The sequence below is a fragment of the Kitasatospora sp. NPDC015121 genome (genome assembly GCF_055562955.1).
Map to the genome: position 1 here is coordinate 196338 of NZ_JBVHEH010000009.1, position 26376 is coordinate 222713.

Annotated in this window: 20 protein-coding genes; 12 read left to right on the plus strand and 8 right to left on the minus strand. The window is 75.8% G+C overall.

From position 1 onward, the window contains the following. The first annotated feature begins 113 nt into the window (after positions 1-113). Both ACZ3J7_RS15585 and ACZ3J7_RS15590 read left to right on the plus strand, forming a co-directional pair. Positions 114-1145, plus strand: coding sequence for a LacI family DNA-binding transcriptional regulator (locus tag ACZ3J7_RS15585; RefSeq protein WP_465620889.1), 1032 nt, complete (start codon positions 114-116; stop codon positions 1143-1145). A gap of 193 nt (positions 1146-1338) precedes the next feature. Continuing rightward, positions 1339-1932, plus strand: a complete 594-nt coding sequence (locus tag ACZ3J7_RS15590; RefSeq protein WP_465620891.1) for a polysaccharide deacetylase family protein — start codon at positions 1339-1341, stop codon at positions 1930-1932. 115 nt (positions 1933-2047) lie between these two features. On the opposite strand, the gene ACZ3J7_RS15595 is transcribed toward ACZ3J7_RS15590, so the two are convergent. Continuing rightward, positions 2048-2482: a hypothetical protein gene (locus tag ACZ3J7_RS15595; RefSeq protein ID WP_465620892.1), complete on the minus strand. Its 435-nt coding sequence runs from the start codon at positions 2480-2482 to the stop codon at positions 2048-2050. Between the two features lie 545 nt (positions 2483-3027). After that, positions 3028-3675 carry a hypothetical protein gene (locus ACZ3J7_RS15600; protein WP_465620894.1) on the minus strand — a complete coding sequence of 216 codons (648 nt, stop codon included), beginning with the start codon at positions 3673-3675 and terminating at the stop codon, positions 3028-3030. A gap of 10 nt (positions 3676-3685) precedes the next feature. Here ACZ3J7_RS15600 and ACZ3J7_RS15605 point away from each other — a divergent pair, with 10 nt between their 5' ends. Then, positions 3686-3841, plus strand: a complete 156-nt coding sequence (locus ACZ3J7_RS15605) for an LPXTG cell wall anchor domain-containing protein (RefSeq protein WP_465620896.1) — start codon at positions 3686-3688, stop codon at positions 3839-3841. A 248-nt stretch (positions 3842-4089) separates the two neighbouring features. Then, positions 4090-4875 carry an LPXTG cell wall anchor domain-containing protein gene (locus ACZ3J7_RS15610; RefSeq protein ID WP_465620898.1) on the plus strand — a complete coding sequence of 262 codons (786 nt, stop codon included), beginning with the start codon at positions 4090-4092 and terminating at the stop codon, positions 4873-4875. A 129-nt stretch (positions 4876-5004) separates the two neighbouring features. Here ACZ3J7_RS15610 and ACZ3J7_RS15615 read toward each other — a convergent pair whose 3' ends face one another. Further along, positions 5005-6285: an ROK family protein gene (locus ACZ3J7_RS15615; RefSeq protein WP_465620900.1), complete on the minus strand. Its 1281-nt coding sequence runs from the start codon at positions 6283-6285 to the stop codon at positions 5005-5007. Between the two features lie 110 nt (positions 6286-6395). Next, positions 6396-7841 carry a xylulokinase gene (gene xylB, locus ACZ3J7_RS15620; RefSeq protein WP_465620902.1) on the minus strand — a complete coding sequence of 482 codons (1446 nt, stop codon included), beginning with the start codon at positions 7839-7841 and terminating at the stop codon, positions 6396-6398. Positions 7842-8061: 220 nt separating this feature from the next. Between xylB and xylA the strand changes: the two genes are divergently transcribed. Then, complete coding sequence (gene xylA / locus ACZ3J7_RS15625) at positions 8062-9228, plus strand: xylose isomerase (RefSeq protein WP_465620904.1); 1167 nt, start codon at positions 8062-8064, stop codon at positions 9226-9228. 76 nt (positions 9229-9304) lie between these two features. On the opposite strand, the gene ACZ3J7_RS15630 is transcribed toward xylA, so the two are convergent. Beyond that, the gene (locus tag ACZ3J7_RS15630) at positions 9305-10513 is read right to left on the minus strand and encodes an FAD-dependent oxidoreductase (protein ID WP_465620905.1); all 1209 of its coding nucleotides are present in this window, start codon (positions 10511-10513) and stop codon (positions 9305-9307) included. Between the two features lie 103 nt (positions 10514-10616). On the opposite strand from ACZ3J7_RS15630, the gene ACZ3J7_RS15635 reads away from it, so the two are divergent. Further along, positions 10617-11258: a TetR/AcrR family transcriptional regulator gene (locus ACZ3J7_RS15635; protein ID WP_465620906.1), complete on the plus strand. Its 642-nt coding sequence runs from the start codon at positions 10617-10619 to the stop codon at positions 11256-11258. Here ACZ3J7_RS15635 and ACZ3J7_RS15640 read toward each other — a convergent pair. Then, a complete protein-coding gene (locus ACZ3J7_RS15640) occupies positions 11251-12435 on the minus strand; it encodes an aminotransferase class V-fold PLP-dependent enzyme (protein ID WP_465620907.1) in 1185 nt (394 codons plus the stop codon). The genes ACZ3J7_RS15635 and ACZ3J7_RS15640 overlap by 8 nt on opposite strands. A gap of 307 nt (positions 12436-12742) precedes the next feature. Here ACZ3J7_RS15640 and ACZ3J7_RS15645 point away from each other — a divergent pair, with 307 nt between their 5' ends. From ACZ3J7_RS15645 to ACZ3J7_RS15660, 4 genes are all read left to right on the plus strand, one after another. After that, positions 12743-12910: an SflA family class IV lanthipeptide gene (locus tag ACZ3J7_RS15645; protein ID WP_014134222.1), complete on the plus strand. Its 168-nt coding sequence runs from the start codon at positions 12743-12745 to the stop codon at positions 12908-12910. Positions 12911-12912: 2 nt separating this feature from the next. Next, a complete protein-coding gene (gene lanL / locus ACZ3J7_RS15650; protein WP_465620910.1) occupies positions 12913-15468 on the plus strand; it encodes a class IV lanthionine synthetase LanL in 2556 nt (851 codons plus the stop codon). A gap of 133 nt (positions 15469-15601) precedes the next feature. After that, positions 15602-16063, plus strand: coding sequence for a hypothetical protein (locus ACZ3J7_RS15655; protein WP_465620912.1), 462 nt, complete (start codon positions 15602-15604; stop codon positions 16061-16063). A gap of 106 nt (positions 16064-16169) precedes the next feature. Beyond that, the gene (locus tag ACZ3J7_RS15660) at positions 16170-17651 is read left to right on the plus strand and encodes an amidase (RefSeq protein ID WP_465620914.1); all 1482 of its coding nucleotides are present in this window, start codon (positions 16170-16172) and stop codon (positions 17649-17651) included. Between the two features lie 33 nt (positions 17652-17684). Here ACZ3J7_RS15660 and ACZ3J7_RS15665 read toward each other — a convergent pair whose 3' ends face one another. Beyond that, entirely contained in the window at positions 17685-19628 is a 1944-nt protein-coding gene (locus tag ACZ3J7_RS15665; RefSeq protein WP_465620916.1) for a sigma-70 family RNA polymerase sigma factor, read from the minus strand. 715 nt (positions 19629-20343) lie between these two features. Between ACZ3J7_RS15665 and ACZ3J7_RS15670 the strand changes: the two genes are divergently transcribed. Both ACZ3J7_RS15670 and ACZ3J7_RS15675 read left to right on the plus strand, forming a co-directional pair. Next, positions 20344-21969 carry an ABC-F family ATP-binding cassette domain-containing protein gene (locus ACZ3J7_RS15670; RefSeq protein ID WP_465620917.1) on the plus strand — a complete coding sequence of 542 codons (1626 nt, stop codon included), beginning with the start codon at positions 20344-20346 and terminating at the stop codon, positions 21967-21969. Then, positions 21966-23633 carry an ATP-binding cassette domain-containing protein gene (locus ACZ3J7_RS15675; protein ID WP_465620919.1) on the plus strand — a complete coding sequence of 556 codons (1668 nt, stop codon included), beginning with the start codon at positions 21966-21968 and terminating at the stop codon, positions 23631-23633. The genes ACZ3J7_RS15670 and ACZ3J7_RS15675 overlap by 4 nt, the downstream gene beginning before the upstream one ends. Positions 23634-23703: 70 nt before the next feature. Here ACZ3J7_RS15675 and ACZ3J7_RS15680 read toward each other — a convergent pair whose 3' ends face one another. Continuing rightward, on the minus strand, positions 23704-26259 hold the full coding sequence (locus ACZ3J7_RS15680; protein ID WP_465620921.1) for a discoidin domain-containing protein: 2556 nt from the start codon (positions 26257-26259) through the stop codon (positions 23704-23706). Positions 26260-26376 lie beyond the last annotated feature (117 nt).

Sequence of the window (26376 nt, forward strand, 5' to 3'; positions counted from 1 at the left end):
GGATGTTTCGGATGATCGGAGAATGTTTCGACGGCGCTACAACCTCCCACCAGCGCACTTCCGGGTCGCCGACCGGGCCGCTTCCGGCCCTCGGGGGCGCTACTATCCGAGCCATGAGCGCTGCAGAACTCGATCCCGACCCCGCACCGACCCTGTCGGAGATCGCCCGGGCGGCCGGCGTCTCGGCGCCGACAGTTTCGAAGGTGCTGAACGGCCGGGCCGATGTCGCGCCCGCGACCCGGGCCAAGGTCGAGGAGATCCTGCGCCGCACCGGCTACCAGCGCCGACGGAGCGCCGCGCCGCCGTCCCGGCTGCTCGACCTGGTCTTCCACCAGCTCGACAGCGCCTGGGCGATGGAGGTGATCCGCGGGGTGGAGAACGTCGCCCGGGACGAGGGCCTGAGCGTGGTGCTGTCCGAGTCGGCCGGGCGGCTCACCCCGGGACAGACCTGGGTGGACGGCGTGCTGGCCCGCCGTCCGGCCGGCGTGGTGCTGGTGCTGTCCGAGCTGGACGCCGCCCAGCGCGACCAACTCACCAGCCGGGACATCCCGTTCGTGGTGCTCGACCCGGCCGGCGACCCGGCCGAGGGGGTGCCCGCCGTCGGCACCGGCAACTGGCAGGGCGGCCTGGCCGCCACCCGCCACCTGCTCGACCTGGGCCACCGCCGGATCGGGATGATCTCCGGCCCGTCCGACATGATGTGCAGCCGCGCCCGGGTCGACGGCTACCGCACCGCGCTGGGCACCGCCCGGCTGCCGGTCGAAGCGGAGCTGATCATCGAGGGCAACTTCCACAACGACGCCGGCTACGCGGCCGCCCGCACCCTGCTCGGCCGCCCCGACCGGCCGACCGCGATCTTCGCCGGCAACGACCTGCAGGCCCTCGGCGTGTACGAGGCCGCCCGCGAACTCGGCCTGCGGGTGCCGGAGGACCTCTCGGTGGTCGGCTTCGACGACCTGCCGCTGGCCCGCTGGGTCGGCCCGCCGCTGACCACCGTGCGCCAGCCGCTGATCGAGATGGCCGAGACCGCCGCCCGGCTCGCCATCGGGCTCGGCCGCGGCGAGCAGCCCACCGCGACCCGGGTCGACCTCGCCACCAGCCTGGTCGTCCGGGCCAGCACCGCCCCGCCGCCCGCCGACGCCTGACCCCCTCCCCCCGCCCCTCCCCCGCGCCGCCGCCCGGCGCCGACCCTCCCGCGCGGTCCGGACGTTCCGGGCCGCGCGGAGTGGTTGACGCCCCCGCCGGGCTCCCCTACCGTCGTCCGAGTCGCACCGTAACATTCGGCCGATCGGCGAAACTTTCGATCCGGTCGACCGTCCGGAGGGGAGAGCACGCGCCGTGACCGAACCCGCGCCCGCCACCGCGCGGCCGGCCCTGCCGCCCGGCACCCTCGCGCTGACCTTCGACGACGGTCCGCACCCGGACTCCACGCCGGCCCTGCTCGACGCGCTCACCGGGGCCGGCCACCGCGCCACCTTCTTCCTCTGCGGCGAGCAGGCGCGCCGCCGTCCCGACCTGGTCCGCGCCCTCGACCGGGCCGGCATGGGGATCGCCAACCACACCTGGTCGCACCCCGTCCTGCCGGACCTGCCGCCCACCGCCCGCCGGGACGAGATCCACACCACCAACGCGATCCTGACCGAGCTCACCGGCCGCCCGCCCACCCTGTTCCGCCCGCCCTACGGCGCCACCGGCCCGGACGTCCGACGGCTCGTCGCCGACGCGGGCCTGACCGAGGTGCTCTGGGACGTCGACACCCGGGACTGGGACGGCGTACCGCCCGCCGAGGTGGCCGCCGCCGTGGCCTCGGCCCGGCCCGGCGCCACCGTCCTGTTGCACGACCACGGCAACCGCAACACCGTCACCGCGCTGCCCGCCGTCCTGGCCGCGCTCACCGCCCGCGGCCTGCGCTCGGTCCCCCTCCCGTCCTGACCGGCCCGAACTCCCCCTCCCCCAGCCCCCGGTGGCCGGACGCACCCGCCCAGCACCACGCGTCCGGCCACCGGTGGAACCACCTCCCGGCCGCCCGCGTCCGGCCGTCCGTTCCTCAGGGGCGCCGGCGGCGGCGCAGCCGGGTGCCGTCGACGGCCGCGGCGATCAGCGCGACGTCGGGGTGCGGGGTGTCGAGCCCCGCGTCGGCCGGGGGCCGGCCGTCGGTCCAGTGCCGGAAGTGGGCCCGTACGTGCGCGGCGAGTTCGCGCGGCCGCGGATCGCCGGTCCGGCGCAGGGCGGCGACCGGCTGCCGGGTGCCGGCGCCGAGCAGGTGGACCTCCAGCGGGTGGGCCGAGGCGTCGTAGGCGACCGTGATCTCGTCGAGGTGCTCGTCCTCGGTCACCGCGCGGAGTTCGGCGTCGTCCGCGCAGGTCAGCAGCATGCCGTCGTCGTCGACCAGCAGGCAGGGGAAGGCCACCGGGCTGACGCGGGCGACGTCGGGCGCGGGCGATGGGCGGCGGCGCGACAGGAGGGGGAGGCGGAACGGCATGGTCCGATCGTGCCAGGGGCCGCTCACCCGTCCTCCACGAGCCCGGCACCCGATCGTCCTGGACAGGTTCATCGGATCGTTGTAGTGCGGCAGATGCGGACATGCCTCCCATAACCGGTCAGATGCGCCGTCAGGAGACTTGACCTCCCCATTACCCGGACGGGACAGTTTGAGCCGCCCCGGGCTCTCCGTGGCTTGTTCCCATCCCATGCACCAGTGAGTGGGTAGCCCATGCGCAATCCCAGAGCCTTCCGCGTGGCCGCGATATCGGCCGCCGTGGGACTGATAACCGTGCCGGCCCTCTACACGGCGTTCGCCTCCAGCGGGAGCACGTACTCCGTGAACCTGCACCAGAGCAAGGATCTGCCGATCTCCGCCACCGAGTTCAAGGGTCGCGGCGAGTGCAACGGCATTCCGGCCACCCAGGACGGCTGGCACTTCGTCCTCTCGGGCAACGACACCGACTTCGTCAAGCTGACCCTGACCTTCCAGCCCGGCGGGCAGCAGGTCATCACCCACTTCGGTCCGCCCAGCGGCAAGCACGCCTACGCCGGTTCGGCGAAGGGCGCCAAGCTCACCTCGGCCGTCGCCGAGGTGACCGGCGGCGACGCGAAGAAGCTGAACTTCAACCTGTCGCACACCTGCCCGGCGACCACGACGGAGACCACCCCGTCGCCGTCGCCGTCGCCGAGCACCTCGGCCAAGCCGAGCGCCAGCTCCTCGCCGTCGGCCTCGCCGAGCACCAGCGCCTCCCCGTCCGCCTCCCCGTCGGCGTCGGTCTCGGCCTCGCCGTCGCCGTCGCAGAGCCCGAGCCCGTCGGCGTCCGCCTCCACCTCCGCGTCCGCGTCGCCGTCCGCGTCCGCGTCGCCGAGCGAGGGCCCCGAGACCTCCGCAAGCCCCTCCGCGTCGCCGAGCGAGAGCCCGAAGACCCCGGAGAGCCCGTCGGCGTCCGCCAGCGCCTCCCCGTCCGCGTCGGTCTCGACCTCGCCGTCGCCGTCGCCGTCGCACAATCCGAGCCCGTCGGCGTCCGCCTCTGTTTCCGCGTCCGCGTCCGCGTCGCCGAGCGAGGGCCCGAAGGCCTCGCAGAGCCCGTCGGAGCGGCCGTCCGGCACTCCCTCGGGGCAGGGCTCGACCAGTGCCGCGCCGTCCGCCTCCGCTTCGGAGCCGGCCGTCCCGGCGCCGTCCGGCAGCACCCCGGCCGCCGTGCCGCCCGTTTCGGCGCCGGCCCCGGCCGCGCCGGAGCAGGACAGCCTGGCGTTCACCGGCACCACCGTGGTCGGCACCACCGTGATCGGCCTGGGCCTGGTCGGCGCGGGCGCCGTCCTGGTGTCGCGCCGCCGCAGGGGTGCGCACCGCTGAGCCGGTCCGGCGGGCGCGTCCGCCGTGCCCTCGGCTGACGTGCGCAACCGCCGAACACCCCGCGCCGTGGGCGGGTTGACGGCGCGGGCGGCGCGGGCGGCGGGATTCCGGAGCGGATCCCGCCGCCCGGTCCGTTCCGCTCTTCGTCGCAGGACTTGACCGGAACCTCGCCCGATGGAGAGATTTGGGCCGCCACGGGTCCCCCGTGGCCGAAACTCACCCAGCACCGAAGAGTGGACAGGTAGCACATGCACCGATCCATAGCCCTCCGCGCGGCCGCCGTCGTGGCCGCCGCCGGGCTGATATCCGCCGCGCCGGCCGCCGGTTCGGCGTTCGCCTCCAGCGGCGTCTACACCTCGCAGCTGCGGCAGGCCGTCCCGGTCACCGCCGCCGGTTTCGGCGGCGAGCACGAGAAGACCTGTGCCGACATCCCGGCTACCCAGGACGGCTGGCACTTCGTCCTCCCGGGCAACGACGCCGACTTCGTCAAGCTCACCGTGACCTTCGAGCCGGGCGGCCAGCAGGTCGTCACCAGCTTCCCCGGCAACCCGGCCGGCAAGCACGCCTACGTGGGGTCCGCCAAGGGCGCCACGCTCGTCTCGGCCGTGGCCGAGGTGCGGGGCGGCGAGCAGACCAAGTTCAACCTCTCGCACACCTGCCCGTCGAGCGTGACCGAGAGCACCCCGCCGAAGACGCCGGAGAGCCCGAAGCCCTCGGCGTCCGAGAGCCCGAAGGGTTCGGCGTCGCCGTCCCCCTCGGCCTCCGCGTCCACCTCCGCCTCCGCCTCGGCCTCGCCGAGCCCGTCCGCGAGCGCCTCCGCCTCGCCGAGCGGTTCGGCCACCCCGAGCCCCTCGGTCAGCACCTCCGGCCCGGCGGCCGTGCCGAGCGCGTCGGCCACCACCGGCGGCGGTCCGAAGGAGGACAGCCTGGCCTTCACCGGTGCCAGCGTGATCGGCACCACGGTGGCCGGCGTCGCGCTGCTCGGCGCGGGCGGCTACCTGGTCTCGCGCCGCCGCAAGGGCGCCCACCGCTGAATCCGCCGGACCGGGTGACCGCCGAACCGCCTTGACCTCCCGGGCGTTCGGACGGCCCGGCAGCGGTCGTCAGCACGACGGCGGGGTCCCGTCCGGGGCCCCGCCGTCGCACGTCCACGCGCCGTCGGCTCAGCCGGCCTCCGGCAGCCAGAGCGCCGCCGGGTCGGTGTGCAGGCGGCGGACGGTGACCAGGGCCGCGCCGAGCACGGGGCCCCGGCGGCCCAACGGCGAAGCGCGCAGGGCCTCTTCGGGCCAGGGGCGGACCCGGACCGACGCGGTCAGCTCCTCGCGCATCGCGGGCAGCAGCCACCGCGCGAGGTCGGCGTAGGCGCCGCCGAGGACGAGCGTGGCGGGGTCGACCAGGTTGACCGCGGCGGCCAGCGCGGTGCCGAGCGCGGTGCCCGCGTGTCCCAGCGCGCGCCGGGTGTCGGCGTCCCCGGCCTCGGCCCGGCGGGCCAACTCGGCGATCGGGTCGACCTCCTGACCCGCCGCCGGTTCGGCCTGGGCGTCGGCCGGTTCGTCCGGCTGCTCGGCGACCCCGGCGGAGCGGAGCACCGCGGCCAGGCCCGCGTACGGTTCGAGGCAGCCGCGGGCGCCGCAGGAGCAGGTGCGGCCGCCGGGGCGGACGGTGAGGTGGCCGAGCTCGCCGGCGAAGCCCAGCACGCCGCGGAACAGCCGCCCGTCCAGGACGAGCGCGCTGCCGATGCCCTCGCCCGCCGAGACGTGCACGAAGGTGCCGCTGCCGGTGCCCTGCCAGAGTTCGGCCAGCGCGCCGAGGTTGGCCTCGTTCTCGACGGCGGGGGCGCTGCCCGGGCCGGGCCACAGCTCGGCGACGTCGACCTGCCGCCAGCCCAGGTTGGGGGCGTGCTCGACCCGGCTGCCCGGGCTGTCGAGCGGGACGCTGCCGGGCACGGCGAGCACCCGGCCGACCACCCGCAGGCCGAGTCCGACGGCCTCGTGCTCGGCCTGCTCGGCGAGTTCGGCGAGTTCGGCGAGGGTCTCGGCGGCGGAGCGCCCGGCGTTCGGGGCGGCCCGGTGCAGCGCGACCCGGACCTCGCCGCGCAGGTCGAGGACGGTGGCGCTGAGGTGCTCGACGCCGATCTCCAGGCCGAGCCCGGCCGGCCCGTCGCCGTTCGGGACGAGGGCCCGGCCGGGGCGGCCGACCCGGCCGCTGCGCTCCAGCTCGCCCTCCAACAGCAGTCCGCCGCCGATGAGTTCGTCGACCAGGCTGGAGACGGCGGTGCGGGTCAGGCCGGTGCGGCCGGCCACGTCGGCGCGGGAGAGCGGGTGGGCGTCGACGACGGTCCGCATCACCAGGGCGAGGTTCTGCCGCCGCATGTCCTGCTGGGAGGCGGGGCCGCGGCGGGCCGCGGGGCCGCCGGCGGGCTGCTGCTGCCCGTCCTCTGTCACGTCTGCCCGTCCCTCGCTGCTCGTCGTCGGTCGCTCGCCGCTCGCCGGTCCGCCCGGTCGGTCCCGGGCCGCCCGGGCCGCCGTGGTGGGCGGCCCGGGCCGGTGGACCGTCAGTGGGCGCCGTCCCCCTGCAGGGCGGCCGCCTGCGAAATGGTAGTCGCGATCCGTTCGAGCGCCGCGTCGTCCCGGGCCAGCGCGGGCAGCACGGGGCCGTCGGCGGTGCCCCAGCGGCGGGCGACGGCGTCGGCGCGTTCGCCGGTGAGTAGCGCGGCGGCCTGGGCGGCGGCGCCGAGGGCGACCAGTTCGCGGGCGGCGGGCAGTTGGACGGGGCGGCCGGAGAGCCGGCGGACGGTGTCCTGCCAGGCGCGGCCCCGGGCGCCGCCGCCGATCAGCAGGATCGGCCGCTCGGGGTCGGCGGCGTCGGGGTCGGCGGCGTCGGGGCCGTCGACGGCGAGGACGTCGTCGAGGGCGGCGAGCAGCGAGTACGCGGCGCCGTCGTAGGCGGCCTGGAGCAGCTGGCCGGGGGTGGTGTCGTGGCGCAGGCCGTGCAGCAGGCCGCTGGCGTGCGGGAGGGCGGGGGTGCGTTCGCCGTCGAGGTAGGGCAGCAGGACGGCGCTGCCGCCGGGTTCGACGTCCTGGCGGTCGCGGCCGAGCAGGGTGGCGATCCGGTCGACGGCGAGGGTGCAGTTGAGGGTGCAGGCGAGCGGGAGCCAGCCGTCGAGGGCGTCGGCGAAGCCGGCGACGGTGCCGGTGGGGTCGGCGGGGCGGTTGCGGGCGACGGTGTAGACGGTGCCGGAGGTGCCGAGGCTGAGCACGGGGGTGCCGGCGGTGAGGCCGAGGCCGAGGGCGGCGGCCATGTTGTCGCCGGTGCCGGTGGCGACGGGGGTGCCGGGGCGCAGCGGTCCGCCGGGGCGGGCGTGGCCGGCGGGGGTGCCGGCGGGGGTGACGGCGGGGAGCAGGGCGGGGTCGAGCCCGATGTGGTCGAGGACGGTGGCGTGGTAGCCGTCGGGGGTCCACCAGCCGGTGCCGGAGGCGTCGCCGCGGTCGGTGGTGGCGGTGCCGGTGAGGCGTTCGGTGAGGTGGTCGTGCGGGAGGCGGACGGCGGCGGTGCGGTCGGCGTGCCCGGGTTCGGTGGCGCGCAGCCAGGCCCACTTGGCGGCGGTGAAGGAGGCGCCGGGGACGCTGCCGAGTTCGGTGGCCCACCAGTGGGCGCCGAACGTCCGGACCAGTTCGGCGGCCTGGGGGGCGGAGCGGACGTCGTTCCAGAGCAGGGCGGGGCGGACGGGCCGTCCGGCGGCGTCGAGGGTGACGAGTCCGTGCTGCTGGCCGCCGACGGAGAGGGCGGCGGCGCGGTCGGCCCAGCCGGTGGCGGCGACGGCGGTGTTCAGGGCGTCCCACCACTGGTCGGGGTCGCTCTGCTGGCCGCCGGCCCGGGAGTCGACCAGGTGCGGGGCGCGGCCTTCGCCGAGGACGCGTCCGGTCTCGACGTCGACGGCCAGGGCCTTGGTGGACTGGGTCGAGCTGTCGACGCCGATCACCACCTGCGGGTGTGCCATGAGGGTGCTCCTGTCTGCGGTCGTCCGGTCCGCCGGATCCGGTCCGCCGGGGCGAAAGCGCTGTTCGGCGGGGGTGCGGGTGGGCTTCGGGCGGGTGTTTCGGGCGGGGTTTCCGCGTGGGGGCTTCCCTCGCGGGCTCGGCCATACTAATTTGTCATTCGGCCTGACGAATAGCCCCCGTCCGGATCAACCGGTCGATCCCCCAGCTCTGGAGTACGTGATGAGCCAGCTCTCCCCCACCCCCGCCGACAAGTTCACCTTCGGTCTGTGGACGGTCGGCTGGCAGGGCCGCGACCCGTTCGGCGACGCCACCCGCCCGGCCCTGGACCCGGTCGAGACGGTCGAGAAGCTGGCCGCCCTGGGCGCGTACGGCGTGACCTTCCACGACGACGACCTGGTCCCGTTCGGCTCCTCGGACGCGGAGCGGGAGGCGATCGTCAAGCGCTTCCGGGCCGCCCTGGAGTCCACCGGCCTGCGGGTCCCGATGGCCACCACCAACCTGTTCACCCACCCGGTGTTCAAGGACGGCGCGTTCACCGCCAACGACCGCGACGTGCGCCGCTACGCGCTGCGCAAGACCATCCGCAACATCGACCTCGCGGTCGAGCTGGGCGCGAGCGTCTACGTGGCCTGGGGCGGCCGGGAGGGCGCGGAGCACGGCGCGTCCAAGGACGTCCGGGTCGCGCTGGACCGGCTGAAGGAGGCCTTCGACCTGCTCGGCGACTACGTCACGGAGCAGGGCTACGACCTGCGCTTCGCGATCGAGCCGAAGCCGAACGAGCCGCGCGGCGACATCCTGCTGCCGACCATCGGCCACGCGCTGGCCTTCATCGAGCGCCTGGAGCGCCCGGAGCTGGTCGGCCTCAACCCGGAGGTCGGCCACGAGCAGATGGCGGGCCTGAACTTCCCGCACGGCATCGCGCAGGCGCTGTGGTCGGGCAAGCTGTTCCACATCGACCTGAACGGCCAGTCCGGCATCAAGTACGACCAGGACTTCCGGTTCGGCGCGGGCGACCTGCGGCAGGCGTTCTGGCTGGTCGACCTGCTGGAGTCGTCCGACTACCAGGGCCCGCGGCACTTCGACTTCAAGCCGCCGCGCACCGAGGACTTCGCCGGCGTCTGGGAGTCCGCGGCCGGCAACATGCGCAACTACCTGCTGCTCAAGGAGCGCGCCCTGGCCTTCCGCGCCGACGCCGAGGTGCAGGACGCGCTGCGCGCCGCCCGCCTCGACCAGCTCGCCCTGCCGACCGCCGCCGACGGCCTGGCCGCGCTGCTCGCCGACCGGGCCGCCTTCGAGGAGTTCGACGTCACCGCCGCCGCCGAGCGCGGCATGGCCTTCGAGCGCCTCGACCAGCTGGCCATCGAGCACCTGCTCGGCGCCCGCTGACCCGCACCGCAGCGCACCGCACCGCCGGACGGCCGGTCCCCGCTCCCGGGGGCCGGCCGTCCCGCCCCTCCCGGCCTCAGCCCGGCAGCACGTCCGGCAGCGCGGCGGGCAGCGCGCCCGGCCGGTAGTCGTACAGCCAGCCCGAGCCCCGGGTGTGGACCCGGGGGAACACCAGCGGCATCACCACGTCCCGCACCCGGGCGGCGAGCGGGCCGGCCGTCTTGGCGCCCCGGTTGACGGTCGCCGTGCGGGCGAGCCGCCCGGCGCGGGCCGACCGCTCCCGGTCGAACGCGGCCAGCGCGGCGGCCCGGCCGGCGGCCGAGCGCGCCGCGTCCGGCACGGCGTGCAGGGCCCGGGCCAGGGCCACCGCGTCCTCGAGGGCCATGGCCGCGCCCTGTCCGGCGCCGACCGGGTGCGCGGCGTCGCCGACCAGGACGCGCCGCCCGTCCTGGCGGCGCGCCACCGGCGGCAGGACGTGGAACAGCGTCGACGCGTCGATCCGCGCGGCCGCGCCGAGGATCCGCCGGGGCACCGCCTCGGCCGCGAACAGCTCGGCCACCTCCTCGACGCCGAGCCCGATCCCGGTCGGCGCGACCGGATCGGCGATCTGCGCGGACCACCACACCGTGCCGTCCGGCGCGGGCAGGTGCAGGAAGGTGCCGCGCCGCCCGAAGGTCATGTTGAACGTCCGCCCCGGCCCCGCCTCCGGCACCGCCGCCGCGACGCCGGCGACCCCGTACAGCCCCGCGTACGCGGGTTCGGGGCAGCCGGGGTCGAGCATCCGCCGGACGGTCGAGCGCAGCCCGTCCGCCCCGACCACCAGGTCGGTCCCGGCCAGCGCCCGCGCCACCTCCCCGCTCCCCGGCCTGCCCTCCTTCCCGTCCGGCGTGCCGCCCGCCGCTCCGGCCAGCCGTTCACCGACCACGATCCGCGCACCGAGCCGCACCGCCTCCGCCCGGAGCGCCGCCACCAGGTCGGCCCGCTTCAGCGTGACGCTGCGCAGCGGGTCGTCCGCCGTCCGGCCGCGCGGGACGTCACCCAGCGGCTTGCCCCGTCCCGACCACATCCGCTGCCGGTCGACCTCGAAGCCGGCCGCCCGCACGGCGTCCAGGCAGCCGAGCGCCTCCAGGGCCCGCAGGCCGTTGACGGCCAGGCCCAGGAACGAGCCGACCGGTCCGGCCGGGTCCGGGTAGGCCTCGTACACCGTCACCTCGGCGCCGATCCGGCGCAGCGCGACCGCGCTCGCCGCGCCGGCCACGCCCGCGCCGACCACTACCGCCCTCATGTCCCCCACCCCTCACTGAATAGACGTTCAATGAATCGTTATTCACTGAACTGGCGTCAGTATGATGTCCGCACGAGCGGCGGGTCAAGGGAGGCCGGACAGGATGGGCACGCGCAAGGCGCAGGCGGCGGAGACCAGGGCGGCGCTGCTGGCGGCCGCCCGGGAGCAGTTCGTGGAGCGCGGCTACCTCCACACGAAGATCACCGACATCACCGCGGCGGCCGGGCGGGCCACCGGCTCGTTCTACGCGCACTTCGCCGACAAGGACGAACTGCTGCGCGCGCTGCTCGACGACGTCCGGGCCCAGGCCCGCGAGCAGGTCGTCGCCGAGGTCCACCCGCGCGACCACGACCTGGGCGACCGGGAGCAGTTGCGCGCCCACCTGGGCGCGTCCTGGCAGGCGATGCGCGACCACCTGCCGGTCACCATCGCCCGGTTCGAGTCGATGGTCGCCGAGGGCCCCCGCTCCGGCCGGGCCTGGCAGCGCCTCACCTCGGACACCGAGGTGATCCGGGACCACCTCGACCACCTGCGCGAGCAGGGCCGCCCGCTCCCCGGCGACCCGGCCCTGCTCGCCCCGGCGATGGGCGCGATGCTCGGCCTGCTCTCCTACGCCCTGCTCACCACCGGGCAACCCGCCCACGGCGACGACGAGGTGGTCGACACCCTCACTGACCTCCTCCTGCACGGCATCGCCGGCCGCCCCGCCGCCCTCCCCTCCGACTCTCCCGCCGAGCTCAGTTGACCTGCGGCGCGGGCAACGCCCCTACCAGGCGGTCGAGTTCGTCCTCGGTGTTGTAGTAGTGCGGCGAGGCCCGGACGACCGACTCCAGGCCGCGCGGGTCGAAGTCCCAGCGGGCGTACTCGGCGTGCGAGACCGAGACGTTGACGCCCCGCTCGCGCAGGACGCGGGCGACGTCGCGACTGTCGCGGCCCGCGACGGTGAAGGTCACGATGGCGCACCGGCGGGCGCCGAGGTCGTGCAGCCGCACCCCCGGCAGCTCGCCCAGGCGGGCCCGCAGGGCCGCGCCCAGCCCGGTGGCCCGGTCCGCGATCGCGTCGAGGCCGAGGTCGAGGGCGTACTCGGCCGCGACGCCGAGCCCGATCCGGGCCGCGTAGTCGGCCTCCCAGCTCTCGAAGCGGCGGGCGTCGGCGCGCAGCCGGTAGTCGCCGGCGGCGGTCCAGGTCGCCGCGTGCAGGTCGACGAAGGGCGGCTCCAGTTGCTCCCGGATCCGCGGCGAGCAGTACAGGAAGCCGGTGCCGCGCGGGCCGCGGAGGAACTTGCGGCCGGGCGCGGTGAGCAGGTCGCAGCCGATCTCGTCGACGTCGAGCGGCAGTTGGCCGACCGACTGGCAGGCGTCCAGCAGGTAGACCGCCCCCGCCTCGCGGGCCGCCTTCCCGATCTCGACGGCCGGGTTGACCAGCCCGCCCTGGGTCGGCACGTGGGTGACCGCGACCAGCCGGACCCGCTCGTCGAGCATCGCGCGCAGCGCCTGCACGTCGAGCTGCCCGGTCTCGTCGTCCGGCACCACGTCGACCCGCACCCCGTGGCGGCTGGCCGCCTGCAGGAAGGACAGCGCGTTGCTCGCGTACTCGGACCGCCCGGTCAGGATCCGGTCGCCCGGCGCCCAGGGCAGCGCGTGGAACACCATGTCCCAGGCCCGGGTGGCGTTCTCCGCCAGCGCGATGTCCTCCCGCCCGGCCCCGACCAGCCGCGCCAGCGCGTCGTACGTCCGCTCGATCCGGTCCGCCCGCGCCTCCGCCGCCTCGTACCCCCCGGTCGCCTCCTCCAGCCGCAGGTGCTCCACCACGGCGTCCACCACCACCCGGGGCGCCAGCGCCGCCCCCGCGTTGTTCAGGTGCGCCACCCGCCCGGCACCCGCCGTCTCCCGCCGCACCCGCTCCACGTCGATCCCCGCCACCGACACCCGGACTCCCTTCCCCGACAAGACCGTCGGTGCCTTCCTACCCCACCGCCCGCAGCGGTGCGCACCACCCCGGGGGAGTTCGACCGGTCGAGCGGGCCCGCGCCCCTCCCGTCCCGTCCGCACCACCGGCCCCACCGCCCGGCCGCCGGTGCGGAACCGGCCCGTCCGCCCCCTTGTCAGGTGCACCGTTCCTGCCTACCTTCGTGCTCCAGGACTTCGGCCCGATCGGGCCCGGCGGTCCACGGCGCCGGACGCAAACCCGCGGCCGCGCCGGACGCGCGACAAGACCTGGAGGCGTCACATGCCCGTTGCCACCCCCACCGCGATCCGCGACGCCGGCCCGCTGGCCGTGGACGACGAGACCCTGCTGTTCGAGGACGACGACCGCACCGACCTCGACCCCACGGCCTGTCTGGCCGACCCGTGGGTCACCGCGACCACCCGCGTCGGCTGCGACTTCAACTCCTGACGGTGGCCGGGCCCATCGCCGGTCGCCGCCCCTGGTCCGACGACACCTGGTCGTACCTGAACGATCCGCGGATGCCGGCGATGGAGCACGGCTGGAAGCTCCACGTCTCCGCCCGCCCCGGGACCCTGGACGCCGTCCTCGCCCTCGTCCTGCCGGTGCTGGCCCGCCACGTCTGCCACGCCAAGTGGGCCCGCGACCCCGAGGTGCTGCGGACCCTCAACTCCGGTACGCGCAACGCCGCCTCGGTCGGCAAGGCGATCACCGTCTATCCGCCGCCGGACGAACTCCTCCCGCTCGCCGCGGAGTTGGCCGCCGCCCTGCGCGGCCACGAAGGCCCGCCGGTCACCGGCGACCGGCGCCTCGACCCCGACGCACCGGTCTACTACCGGTACGGGCCGTTCACCGGCGACTACCGGACCGGTCGCGGCGGGCGCCTCGAATCGGTGATGACCGGCCCCGACGGGCGCCTCTTCGACGGCCTGGCGGGCACCGCGTACCGCTGCCCGCCGTGGGCCGAGGACCCGTTCGCCGACCGCCCCGCGAACGCCCCGGCCGACGACCGCAGCGGCCCCGGCGACTCCGGCGCTCCCGCCGTCGGGGACGCGGGCGGCTTCGGCGGCGGACGCTACCGGGTGACCGGCGGGATCGCCCGCAAGGCGCAGGGCAACGTCTACCGCGCCGTGGACCGGGAGACCGGGCGGTCCGTCGTGGTCAAGCAGGCCCGTGCCCACGTCGCCGAGGACGTCGACGGCTCCGACGCCCGCGACCGCCTCCGCAACGAGCACGCCGTCCTCACCGCGCTCGACGGCCTCCCCGGCGTCCCGCGCGCCCTCGACTACTTCCGCCACCGCACCGACGAGTACCTGGTCACCGAGGACCTCGGCAGCCGCGACCTGCGCCGCGAGGTGCACCTGCGCGGCCCGCTCGCCGCCCCGGGCCGGCTCGCCGTCCGCCTGCTGCACGTCCTGGACGGGATCCACCGGCGGGGCGTGGTGGTGCGCGACCTCAAGCCGGACAACGTCGTCCTCGACGCCCGGGGCCGGTGCCACCTGGTCGACTTCGGCATCAGCGCCCGGCACGGCACCGGCCCGGACGGCTCGACCCCCGGCTACAGCGCCCCCGTCCACCGCCCCGGGGCCCCCGCCCGGCCCGCCGACGACCACCACGCCCTCGGCATGACCCTGTACTTCGCCGCCACCGGCCTCGACCCGGTCGTCCTCGACCCCGACCACGCCGTCGACCGCGAACGCACCCTGACCTGCCTGGAGTTCGCCCTCCCCGGCCCGGAGAACCGCCGACTGCGCTCCCTGGTCGCCGAGTTGACCGACCCCGACCCGGACGCCCGGACCCGCGGCGCGGACCGGCTGCGCGCCGGCGGCCTGCTCGCCTTCGCCCGCCGCCCCTCCCGGCCGGGTGACCGCGCCCCGCGCGCCGGGACGGCGGCGCTGCCTCCCGACCGGCTGGCGGAGATCGTCGAGCACACCGTCGCGTACTGCGTCGCCGAGGCGCACCGGATCGCCGATCCGGCGCGGGCCGGGCGGAGCGGCGTGCCCACCCCGCTCGACGTCTACGGCGGCAGCTCCGGGCTCGGACTGGAGCTCGTCCGGCACCCGGACCGCCCCGGCGTGCCCGCCGCCGTCGCGGCGCTCGCCGACTGGACGGCCCGCCAACAGCGCACCCTCCCGGCCGGGTTGTACTGCGGACGGGTCGGCGTCGACCTGTTCCTGACCGCCGCCGGGACACCGCCGCCGGAGGCCGCGACCGACCTGCCGACCCGCCGCGCGGACGGCGGAGCGCCGGAGGCCGACCTGATCGACGGGGCCGCCGGGATCGGCCTCGGCCACCTGCTGCTCGCCCGCGCCGACCCGGCCGCCGCCGAACGGCACCTCGCCGTCGCCACCGCCTGCCGCGACCAACTCGTCGACGGGCACGCCCGGTTGACCCCTCCCGCCACCCCGCGGGCCGGCGACGCCGCCCTCACCCTGGGCCTCGCCCACGGTGACGCGGGCGTCGCCCACTTCCTGCTCGCCCACGCCCGCGCCACCGGCGACCCGCTCTCGCGCCGCCACGCCGCCCGGGCCTGCGCCCGACTCGCCGCCGCCACACCGGCGTTGCTCACCGCCGCCGCCCGCCCCGGCGCCACCCGCCGCTACGGCTCCTGGTGCCGGGGCCTGGCCGGGATCGGCACCGTCCTGGCCCGCGCCGCCGCACAGCTCGGCGACCCCGCCCACCGCGCCCTCGCCGAGGACTGCGCCCGCGCCTGCCTCGCCCTGGCCCCCCGGATGCCGCTGGTCACCCAGTGCTGCGGCCTGGCCGGAGTCGGCGACCTGATGCTCCGACTCGCCCCCGGGGCACCGGAGTTCCACGACGCCGCGCACACCGTCGCCGCCCTCGTCCTGGCCCGCTCGGTCGGCCCCGCCGACCGCCCGGTCTTCCCCGACGCCAGCCTGGTCCGCCAGTCCCCCGGTCACGCCACCGGCACCACCGGCGTCCTCGCCTTCCTCCGCCGCCTGCACACCCCCGCCCCCGCCGACCACCCGCTCGACGACCTCCCCTGACCCCGCCCCGGCACCGGCCGCCGCGCACCGCACCCGGCCCGCGCCGCCCCCGGTCGGCGCACACCCCTACGCTGAGCGGGTCGATCGCCCGGGGACGCCGGACGACGAGCAGCACAGAGGGGGATCCGTCCGCATGAACGCCTGGCTGGGCACCGTGATCGCACTGGCCGCACTGGCCCTGTCCGCCGCCACCGCGTACCAGCAGTACCGCAGCCGGGGACGGGAGTCCCGGGCCGCCGAGGTCACCGCGTACTTCCACCGGACCGCGGAGTTCGCCCGGGTGAAGCTCCCCGACGAGACGATCCGGGAGGCCGGCTACCACCTGGTGATATGGAACCGGGGCCCCGCCCCCGCGACCGCCGTCCGGATCGAACTCACCGCCGCCGACGGCGATCCGGTCGAGCTCGCCGACCTCGGTCCGGACGAGTTCCCGCTCGCCCGGATCGACCGCGACGGCCGCTACCCCCTCCCCTGGCTCCCCCTCGGCGACGACCACCGCGGCGACCGCCGGTTCACCGTCCGCCTGCACTGGGAGGACGGCAACGGCCCCCAGGAACGCCTGCTGCCGCTGCGGAAGGGCCAGACCAGCCTCTGAGCCGCCACGCCCGCGCCCGCCGGCGGAACAGTCCGCCCGGAAGGGGAACTCCCTTGCCCGAATCGGTGTTTCGTGCCCCTCCGGAGGTGCACGTACGGTCCTGTCCATGGAGAAGTGGACCTATGCGACGGCCGAGGAGCTGACGGCGGCCCTGCGGGCCGGGGACGTCAGCTCGGTGGAACTGACCGAGCACGCGATCGAGCGGATCGAGCGGATGGACGGGGTGGTGAACGCGGTCTGCGCGCCGGACTTCGAACGGGCCAGGGCCTCGGCGCGGGAGGCGGACCTGGCGCTGGGGCGGGGGGAGCGGCGGCCGCTGCTGGGGGTGCCGGTCACCGTGAAGGAGTCGTTCGACGTCGCCGGGCTGCCCACCACCTGGGGCGTTCCGGAGTTCCGCGGCCACCGGGCGGCGCAGGACGCGCTGCTGGTGGCGCGGGTGAGGGCGGCGGGTGCGGTGGTGCTGGGCAAGACCAACGTGCCGCTCGGACTGCGGGACATCCAGACGTACAACGAGATCCACGGCACCACCACCAACCCGTGGGACCCGGACCGCACCCCGGGCGGCTCCTCCGGCGGGTCGGCGGCGGCGCTGGCCGCCGGGTTCGGCGCGCTCTCGCTGGGCTCGGACATCGGCGGCTCGCTGCGCACCCCCGCGCACTTCTGCGGCGTCCACGCGCACAAGCCGACGCTGCACCTGCTGCCCACCCGCGGCATGACCCCGCCGTCCGCGCCCGCGCTGCCCGCGGACGTCGAGCTCGCCGTGGCCGGTCCGATGGCCCGGTCGGCCCGCGACCTGACGCTGCTGTTCGACGTGCTGCTCGGCCCGGACCCGCTGACCCTGGGCCTGGCGCACACCACCGTGCTCCCACCCGCCCGGCACGAACGGCTGGGCGACTTCCGGGTGTTGGTGCTGGACGAGCACCCGCTGCTGCCGACCGGCGCCGACGTCCGCGCGGGCGTCGCCCGGGTCGCCGACGCGCTCGCCGCCGGCGGGGCCCGGGTCGAGCGGCACCACCCGCTGCGGCACGGTTCGCTGCTGCCCGACCTCGTCGAGGCCGCCGAGCTCTACATGCTGCTGCTGTTCGCCGTCGCCACCGCCGGGTTCCCCGCCGACGCGTACGAGGAACTGCGCGTCGCGGCAGCCGGGTTGCACGCCGACGACCGCAGCCTGCACGCCGCGCGGCTGCGCGGCGCGACGCTCACCCACCGGGACTGGCTGGCCGCCGACCACCGGCGCGAACTCCACCGGCGGGCCTGGCGGCGGCTGTTCACCGAGTTCGACGTCGTCGTCGCCCCGGTCACCCCCACCGCCGCCTTCCCGCACCACCAGGACCCGGACCTGCTGAAACGCCGGATCACCATCGACGGCACCGACCACCGCTACCTGGACCAACTGGTCTGGGCCGGCCTCGCCACCATGCCCGGCCTGCCCGCCACCGCCGTCCCCACCGGCCCGTCCGCCGAGGGCCTCCCGGTCGGCGTCCAACTGATCGGCCCGGGGTACGAGGACCGCACCCCGCTGCGCCTCGCCGAACTCCTGGAGGGACCCCTCGGCGGCTTCCGCCCCCCGCCGCACCCGCTCGGCTGAGGCCCCCGGACGGGCGGAGGACCGGCCGGGTGCTCAGCGGGCGGCCTGGTAGGCGCGGCCGGCCGCGGTCGGGGTCCGGCCGTCGGTGAACAGGCCGCTGCTGGGCTTCGCCGGGTCCGCGCCGAGGCCGAACCAGGCGTAGCGCTGGAGGTAGGGCAGCGCGTCGAGGGCCTTCGCGGAGGCGGTGACGAAGGCGGCCTGCTGGTCGGCGGTGGGGAAGCGGGCGCCCTGCGAGAAGTCGATCAGCGCGTACTCGGTGAGCCAGATCGGCTTGTGGTAGCGCCGGTACACCGCGTCCAGGTAGGCGGTCAGCTGCTGGACGGCCTGCGGGGTGCGGAAGTCGCCGCCGTACCAGTGCAGGGCGACGAAGTCGACCCGGTAGCCCTTCGCGGCGGCGCCCGACATGAACCGGTCCAGCCAGCCGCCGGGCGTGTCGGCCCCGTACGCGACCGCCGGGCTGCCCAGCGCCTGCCCGGTCCGCATCAGCTCCGGCCACAGTTCGAGCGCCCGGTCGACCGTCATGTTCGCCTGCGCGGCCATGTCGGGCTCGTTGAAGCCCAGCAGGTACGGGCCGCCGGCCCGGGCCTGGGCGAGCGCGGTGTCGGTGACCGCGTCCGCGCCCCAGACCATCGGGACGAACGACGCCCCCGCGGGCGTCGTGACCCCCGGGTGCTGGGTCGACCAGGTGTAGTACCAGCCCGCCCCCGAGGCCGCGAGCGCCTGGCTCACCCCGTCGAACCGCCACACCCCGACGCCCTTGCGCGCGGACGCGACCACCCCGCCCGGCTGCGCCGACCCGGCGGCGACGGGCTTGGACGACACCGCGGACGGCGACGGCGACGGGGACGAGGACGGGGACGGGGAAGGCGGTGGGGAAGGCGACGGCGCGACGGACCCGGACGCGGACGGACTCGGTGGACCGGCCGCCTCCGCCTCCGCCTGCGCCTGCGCCTCCCCCGCCGCCGTGGCCGGGGCGACGGGCGCGGCCGGCCGGTTCGGTGTCAGCTCGGCGCCCACCAGGACGGCGACGGCGGCCAGCGCCACCGCCGCCCCGCCGAGCACCGGCTTGGCGAACGCGGCCCGCAGCCCACCGGACGCACCCGCCCCGCCACCGGGCGCACCGGACCCGCCCGTCCCGCCGCCGGACGCACCGGACCCGCCCGCGACCCCGAGGGCGTCCACGATCCGGGCCGGGTCGAGGTGCGGCGGTACGGCCAGCAGCGGCAGGCCGTACAGCAGCCGTTCGGCGGGGAGCAGCCCGGCCTGTTCCTCGGTGCAGCGCGGGCAGTCGCGGACGTGCCGGGCGAGGCGTTTGCGCCAGAGCGGGCCGGGGGTGCCGTCCCAGCCGGTGGTGGCGGCGGTCAGGCCGGGGCAGCGGGGTTCGGCGGCGAGGGCGCGGACCAGCAGGCGGGAGAGTTCGAGCTGCTTCTTCATCCGGCCGATCCGGACGGCGGTGTGGCCGGGGCCGAGGCCGAGGGCGGCGACCAGGTCGGACCGGTCGAGTTCGCCGGTCTCCTTGAGCCACCACAGGGCGAGGAGTTCGCGGTCGTCGGGGTCGAGCCAGCGGGTGGCTTCGGCGACCTCGCGGCGCTGGGCGGTGAGTCCGAGGCGCAGCACGGTCAGGCCGGCGAAGTCGAGGGCGGGGTCGGGGATGGCCTCGGCGTCCTCCAGCCGGGCGGAGCGGTCGCGGGCGGCGGCGCGGTCGGACTGCCGGGTGCGGACCTGCCGGACGGCGATGGCCACCAGCCAGGACCGGAAGGCGGCGGGGTCCCGCAGGTCGGGCAGGCCGCGGAGGGTGCGCAACAGCGTCTCCTGTACGACGTCGTCGGTGTCGGCGTGGCCGTCGAGCGCCCGTCCGACGATGTTGTAGACCAGCGGCAGGCTCTGGGCCACCAGTTCCTCCAGGGCGCGCCGGTCGCCGGCCCGGGCCGCCGCCACCGTTGCGGCGTCGGGTCCACTGCGTCTGGTGTGCGGCATGGGCGTGTTCCTCTGCGTGGGGCGGTGGTGTTCTCCGCGGATCGGCTTCCGCGGGGCGTTCTCCGTCCTGGGAGACCGTCGGCGGGGGCGGTCGCCAACAGAAATCTCCGGTCCGGGGCGGAATTTCTGTTATCGGGGGGCGCCGGGCGGGGTCTCCGGTACGTGCGCACGCCGGTTGCGCGCACCGAGGAGGTGGGCAGGACACCATGGCACGCGAGGGCCGGTCCGCCTCCGGCACCCCCTGAACCCGGCGCACGGGCGTCCCCCACCGCCCGTGCGTCCCCGACCCTGCCGGGTCCGGGCCCTTCCCCGGCGGCCCCACCCCGACCCGGCAGGGTGCCCGTCGGGCACCGCGCCCTCCCCCCTGCCCGGGGCGCGGTGCCCGACCCCGTCCGTCCCGTTCCGGCGCTCCGGCGGCGCCGGTGCCTCCGGCGGCGCCGGACGGCCTGTTACAGTCGGATCGGCGCAACAGGTGCGCACGCGTACCGCGGACTTCGCGGACACCGCGGACATCGTGGAAGAGGGACAGGCAAGTGGCGGGTGACGACGACATCTCCGGGTGAGACCCGGTCCTGACGGCCACCGGCCGGCGCACAGGAGCGCTGCCGGAGTGGTCCGTTTCGTCGTCCCCTTTTTCTCCCACTCCCCCAGCCATCTTTCGGGCAGCGGCGGTTGACCATGCCCCTGCCCGTTCCGCACCCTTCGAGGTCTCACCGTGTCCGACGTCGCCGTCGTCTGCTCCCGCATGTCCTTCTCCTGGCCGGACGACACTCCGGTCTTCCGTGACCTGTCGTTCAGCCTGCCGCCGGGCCGGACCGGCCTGGTCGCGCCGAACGGTTCCGGCAAGTCGACCCTGCTGCGGCTGGTCGCCGGTGAACTCCGGCCCACGGCCGGGTCGTTGAGCGTCTCGGGGACGCTCGGGTACCTGCCGCAGAGCCTGCCGTTGACGGCGGGGCTGACCGTGGCCCAGGTGCTGGGCGTCGACGCCGTGATCCGGGCGTTGGACGCCGTCGAGTCGGGTGACGTCGCGGAGGAGCACTTCGCGGTGATCGGCGACGACTGGGACGTCGAGGAGCGCACCCGCGCCCAGCTCGACCGCCTCGGCCTGGGCGGTCTCGCGCTGGACCGGAGCCTGGGCACGCTCAGCGGCGGCCAGGTGGTCTCACTCGGCCTGGCGGCCCAACTGCTGCGCCGCCCGGACGTGTTGCTGCTGGACGAGCCGACCAACAACCTGGACGCGGCCGCCCGGCAGCGCCTGTACGACGTCCTCACCGATTTCAACGGCTCCGTCCTGCTGGTCAGCCACGACCGCGCGTTGCTGGACCGGATGGAGCGGATCGCCGAGCTGGACGGTGGTGAACTGCGGCTGTACGGGGGCGACTTCACCGCGTACCAGGAGGCGGTGCGGGCGGAGCGGGAGGTCGCGGAGCGCAACGTCCGCAGCGCCGAGCAGCACCTGAAGCGGGAGAAGCGCGAGTTGCAGCAGGCCCGCGAGCGGGCCGACCGGCGGGCGGGCAACGCGGCGCGGAACCTGAAGAGCGCGGGCCTGCCGAAGATCTTCGCGGGCACCATGAAGCGCGGCGCGCAGGAGTCGGCGGGCCGCGCGGGACAGGTGCACGCGGCGCGGGTGGACGAGGCGCGGGCCCGGCTGGACGAGGCGGGTCGGGCGGTGCGCGAGGAGCAGCGGCTGAGCCTGGAGCTGCCGGACACGCACGTCCCGGCGGGGCGGACGCTGTTCCACGGCACGGGGATGCGGGCCCGGCTGGGCGACCGGGAGCTGTTCGGACCCGGCGGGGTGGACCTGGTCGTCCGGGGGCCGGAGCGGATCGCGCTGACCGGGGCGAACGGCGCCGGGAAGAGCACCCTGCTGCGGCTGGTCGGCGGTGACCTGCCGCTCGCGGGCGGGGAGTCGCGGCGCGGCGAGGGCCGGGTGGCGTACCTGTCGCAGCGGCTGGACCTGCTGGACGACGCCCTCTCGGTGGCGGAGAACTTCGCCCGTTCCGCGCCGGAGCGGCCGGAGGCGGAGCGGATGAACCTGCTGGCCCGTTTCCTGTTCCGGGGTGCGGGCGCGCACCTGCCGGTGCGGGTGCTGTCGGGCGGCGAGCGGCTGCGGGCGACGCTGGCGTGCGTGCTGTACGCCGAGCCGGCGCCGAAGTTGCTGCTGCTGGACGAGCCGACCAACAACCTGGACCTGGTGGGCGTGGGCCAGTTGGAGAGCGCCCTGGAGGCGTACCGGGGCGCGTTCGTGGTGGTCAGCCACGACGAGCGGTTCCTGACGGAGATCGGGGTCGGGCGCCGACTGCTGCTGGCGGACGGGCAGTTGACGGAGGTGGCGGCGTGACGGCGCTGGTCGCGCACGAGGTGGTCCGGGTCCTGGGCGGCCGCCGGGTGCTGGACGGGCTGTCGCTGACGGCCGCGCCGGGCCGCCGGATCGGCCTGATCGGCGAGAACGGCTGCGGCAAGTCGACGCTGCTGCGGGTGCTCGCCGGGATCGACGAGCCCGACGCGGGCAGCGTCGTCCGGCCCGCCGATCTCGGTTTCCTGCACCAGGAGTTGCCGTTCGACGCGACCGCGACGCTCGCCTCGGTGCTGGACGAGGCGCTGCGCGAGGCCCGCACCGACCTGGCGGAACTGGATCGCCTTGGTTCCGAGTTGGCCGCCCTGCCCGAGCAACACCCGTCCCTGCCGGGCCTGTTGGCGGAGTACGGGCGGCGCCTCGAACTGGCCGAGGAGCGCGGCGCCTGGGACGCCGACCGCCGGGCGGCCCTGGTGCTGGACGGCCTGGGCCTGTCCGGCCTCGGGCCGGGGCGCGCGCTCGGCTCGCTCTCCGGCGGGCAGCGCGGGCGGCTGGCGCTGGCGGCGCTGCTGGTGCGCCGCCCCTCGGCGGTGCTGCTGGACGAGCCGACCAACCACCTGGACGACGCGGCGTCCGCCTTCCTGGAGGACCAACTCCGCCACCTGTCGGGCACGGTGGTGGTCGCCAGCCACGACCGGGCGTTCCTGGAGGCGGTCTGCACCGACCTGCTCGACCTGGATCCGGCGGCGGACGGGCCGGTGCGCTTCGGCGGCGGCTACCTCGACTACCTGGCCGCGAAGCGGGCCGCCCGGGCCCGCTGGGAGCGCCGCTGGGCCGAGGAGCGGGAGGAGTCGGAGCGGCTGCGGCACTCGGCGGGGGTGACCGCGCACCGGGTCGCCCCGGACCGGGGCCGGACGGACAACGAGAAGATGGGGTACGGGCACCGGGCCGGCCGGGTGCAGCAGCAGGTCTCCCGGCGGGTGCGCGACGCGTCCCGCCGGCTGGCGGAGCTGGAGCGGACCCGGGTCGCCGAACCCCCCGCGCCGCTGCGCTTCACCCCGCCGCCCGCGCACCCGTCCCCGGCACCGTCCCCGGAAACGGCGGCGGAGTCCGGCCCGCTGGTCGCCCTGCTCGGGGTCGGCGTCCCGGGGCGGCTGGCCCCGCTCTCGTTCGAACTCGCCGACGGGGACCGGCTGCTGGTGACCGGCGGCAACGGGACGGGCAAGTCGACGCTGCTGGCGGTGCTGGCCTGCGGGCCGTCCCCGACCTCGCTCCCGCCCCCGGCCGTCACGGGCGAGGTGCGGCGGCGGCCGGGCCTGACGGTGGGCCTGCTCGCGCAGGACACCGTGTTCGCCCGTCCGGACCGCACCGCCCGCGCGACCTACGCGCGGGCGGTGGGGGCCGAGGCGGCGGAGCGGGTGCCGCTGTCGGCGCTCGGCCTGCTGGCGGCGGCCGACCTGGACCGCCCGGTCGGGGCGCTCTCGGTGGGGCAGCGCCGCCGGCTCGCGCTGGCCCTGCTGGTGGCCCGGCCGCCCCGGCTCCTCCTGCTGGACGAGCCGACCAACCACCTCTCCCCGCTGCTGTGCGACGAGTTGGAGGAGGCGATCGGCTCCGGCGGCCCGGGGGCGGTGGTGCTGGCGGGGCACGACCGCTGGCTGCGCCGCCGCTGGCGGGGGCGGGAGTTGGCGCTGGCCGGGGTCCGGGTGTGAAAAGGCGGCGGCCACCGCCCCGGGCACGGGGGCGGTGGCCGCCTGTCCTCCTACCGGCCGTCGGCTACCGTCACGGGTAGGAGACCAGGTTGGAGGGGACGGTCCCGGTGCCGGAGGTGCCGGCGCCGGTGTTGTTGACCACGTGCAGGAACTGGCCGTTGCCGCCGAGCGAGTTGACCAGGACGTCGTGCAGCTTGACGCCGGGCGCGTTCGGGACCTCGAAGCCGTGGTCCATCACGATGGTCGGGTCGACGTTGAAGTAGCAGTAGCTGCCCAGGCCCCAGCCCTCGTGGGTGGTGACGCTGTCCTCGACCTTGTACGCGGCGTAGCCCTTGGTGCTGCCGTTCTGGATCGCGGCCTGGTTGGGCGCGTCGTACGCCTTCTCGTTCTGGAAGAAGATCGTCCGGCCGCCGTTGCCCTTCCACCACACGTCGTACTTGTTGAAGTGCTCGACGAACAGGCCGGTGGCGAGGACGTCGTTGCCGCCCACGACGAAGCCGTAGTCGGAGCGGTTGGTCTCCCAGCCGACGCCCGCGCCGTGGTCGGCGCGCCAGATCCAGGTGTGGTCGACGATGGTGTTGTTGCTGTTGATCACCATGCCGTTGGTGGCCTTGCCGGCGGTGACGCCGCCGACCCGGACGAAGACGTCCTGGATGACGGTCGGGTCGGCCGCGTGGTTGGCTCCGGGGGTGGCGTTGCCGACCTGGAGCAGGGCCGGGGAGTTGACGGTGCCGGCGTCCAGCAGCAGGCCGGAGACCTTGACGCCGTCGACGTCGGCGACCTTGATCGCGGTGACGCCGTTGTCCGGGATGACGGTGGCGAGGCCGAGGCCGAGCACCACGGTGTCCGGGCGGGTGACGTTGATGGTCTGGTCGACGTGGTAGACGCCGGGGGTGAAGAGCAGGTTGAGGCCCTGGGCGAGCGCCTGGTTGATGCTCGCGGCGGTCGCGCCGGACTTCACCACGTAGAACTGGTCGAGCGGCAGCGAGCTGCCCTGCGGGGTGCCGGCGCCCCAGGAGGTGCCGCGGGCGTTGGTGCGCTTGGCGGGCACGAACACCTTGTAGGCGTTGCCGTCCAGGTAGAGGAACGGCTTCTCCTGCGAGACGGGCGTGGTGTCGAGCGTGGTGTACGGCGGGTTCGGGAAGCCCTGGGCGGGCGCGCCCTGGACGCCGGAGAAGGTCTGGTTCCAGACGCCGTTGGAGAAGCCGCCGATCGAGCTGTCGCGGGTGTACCACTGCTGCTGCGAGTAGTTGCCGACCTGGCCGTCGATCTTCGAGTCGGCGATGTAGCCGCCCGAGGCCCAACCGTACCCGTTCGGGGCGAGGTTGAGGCCGCCCTCGACGTGCATCCGGCGGAACGGCGCGGCCTGCGAGACGGCCCAGCGGTCGGTGCCGCTGACCGGCTTGAGGTGCAGGTTCTCGGCGGAGCGCCAGAAGTTCTGGGTGGCGTTGCCGTTGAACCAGCCCGCGTCGACGGTGACGTCGCCGTTGAAGGTGGTGTCGTCCGGGTTCAGGCCGAGGCCGGCGATCGAGGTGTAGAAGCCGATCTGGGCGTTGATGTTGTTGTACGTGCCCGGCTTGAACAGCAGCGCGTAGCGCTCGGTGCCGAACTGGTTCGACTCCTGCTTCTTGAAGACGTCGTCGACCGTGGCCTGGATGTTCGGCGTGGACGGGTCGAAGACCAGCACGTTCGGGCCGAGGTCGCCGCCGCCCTGCACCGGCGGGGTGGTCGAGCCGCCGCCACCGGTGTGCACGCCCAGCTCCCACAGCGAGTAGCCGTAGGCGGTGGCGCGCTGGGTGCCGTACATCCGCACGTAGCGGCCGGAGCCGGAGACGGTGAGCGTCTCGGTGCCGCCGGCGCCGGTGGTGGTGGAGTAGACCGTCGCCCAGCTGGTGCCGTCGTTGGACGTCTGGATCTGGTACGCCTTGCCGTACGCGGCCTCCCACCTGAGGTCGACCTGGCACAGCTGCTGGACGCTGCCGAGGTCGACCTGCAGCCACTGCGGGTCGGCGGCGGCCGAGGACCAGCGGGTCCCGGTGCTGCCGTCCACGGCGGCGGACGCCGGGGTGCCGCCGTTCTCGGTGGACGAGGCGGTCGCGGCCTTGCCCTGCGCGGCGTTGTCCGCGGAACAGGTCGGGGTCGGGGTGGTGCCCCCGAACGAGCCGTACACCTGGAACTCCCAGAGGGAGTAGCCGTAGCCGGTGCCGCGGGTGATGCCGTTCATCCGGACGTACCGGCCGGAGCCGGACACGTTCAGCACCTCGGTGCCGCCGGCGCCGGTGGTGGTGGAGTAGACCGTCGTCCAGGTGGTGCCGTCGTTGGACGTCTGGATCTGGTAGGCCTTGCCGTACGCGGCCTCCCAGTTGAGCTGCACCTTGCTGATGCTCGCGACGGCGCCGAGGTCGACCTGCAGCCACTGCTGGTCCGAGGCGGCCGAGGACCAGCGGGTCCCGAGGCTGCCGTCGACGGCGGCGGTGGCCGGGGTGCCGCCGTTCTCGCTGGACGAGGCGGTGACGGCCTTGCCCTGGGAGATCACCGAGTCCGCGGCCTGCGCGGTTCCCGGGATCATCGTGACGGCACCCGCGACCAGGGCCGCGGCGGCGAGTACGGCAGGCGTCCGGCGCATGGGGGCACCGGAGGGGGGAGGGGCGAGCCGCATTGGCTCCTCCTGCTGTGAGCGGTGGGTGGGGTGGGGGTGGGAAAGCCTTGGAGAGCGCTCTCCGCTCGGAGTCTCGCGGCAGGC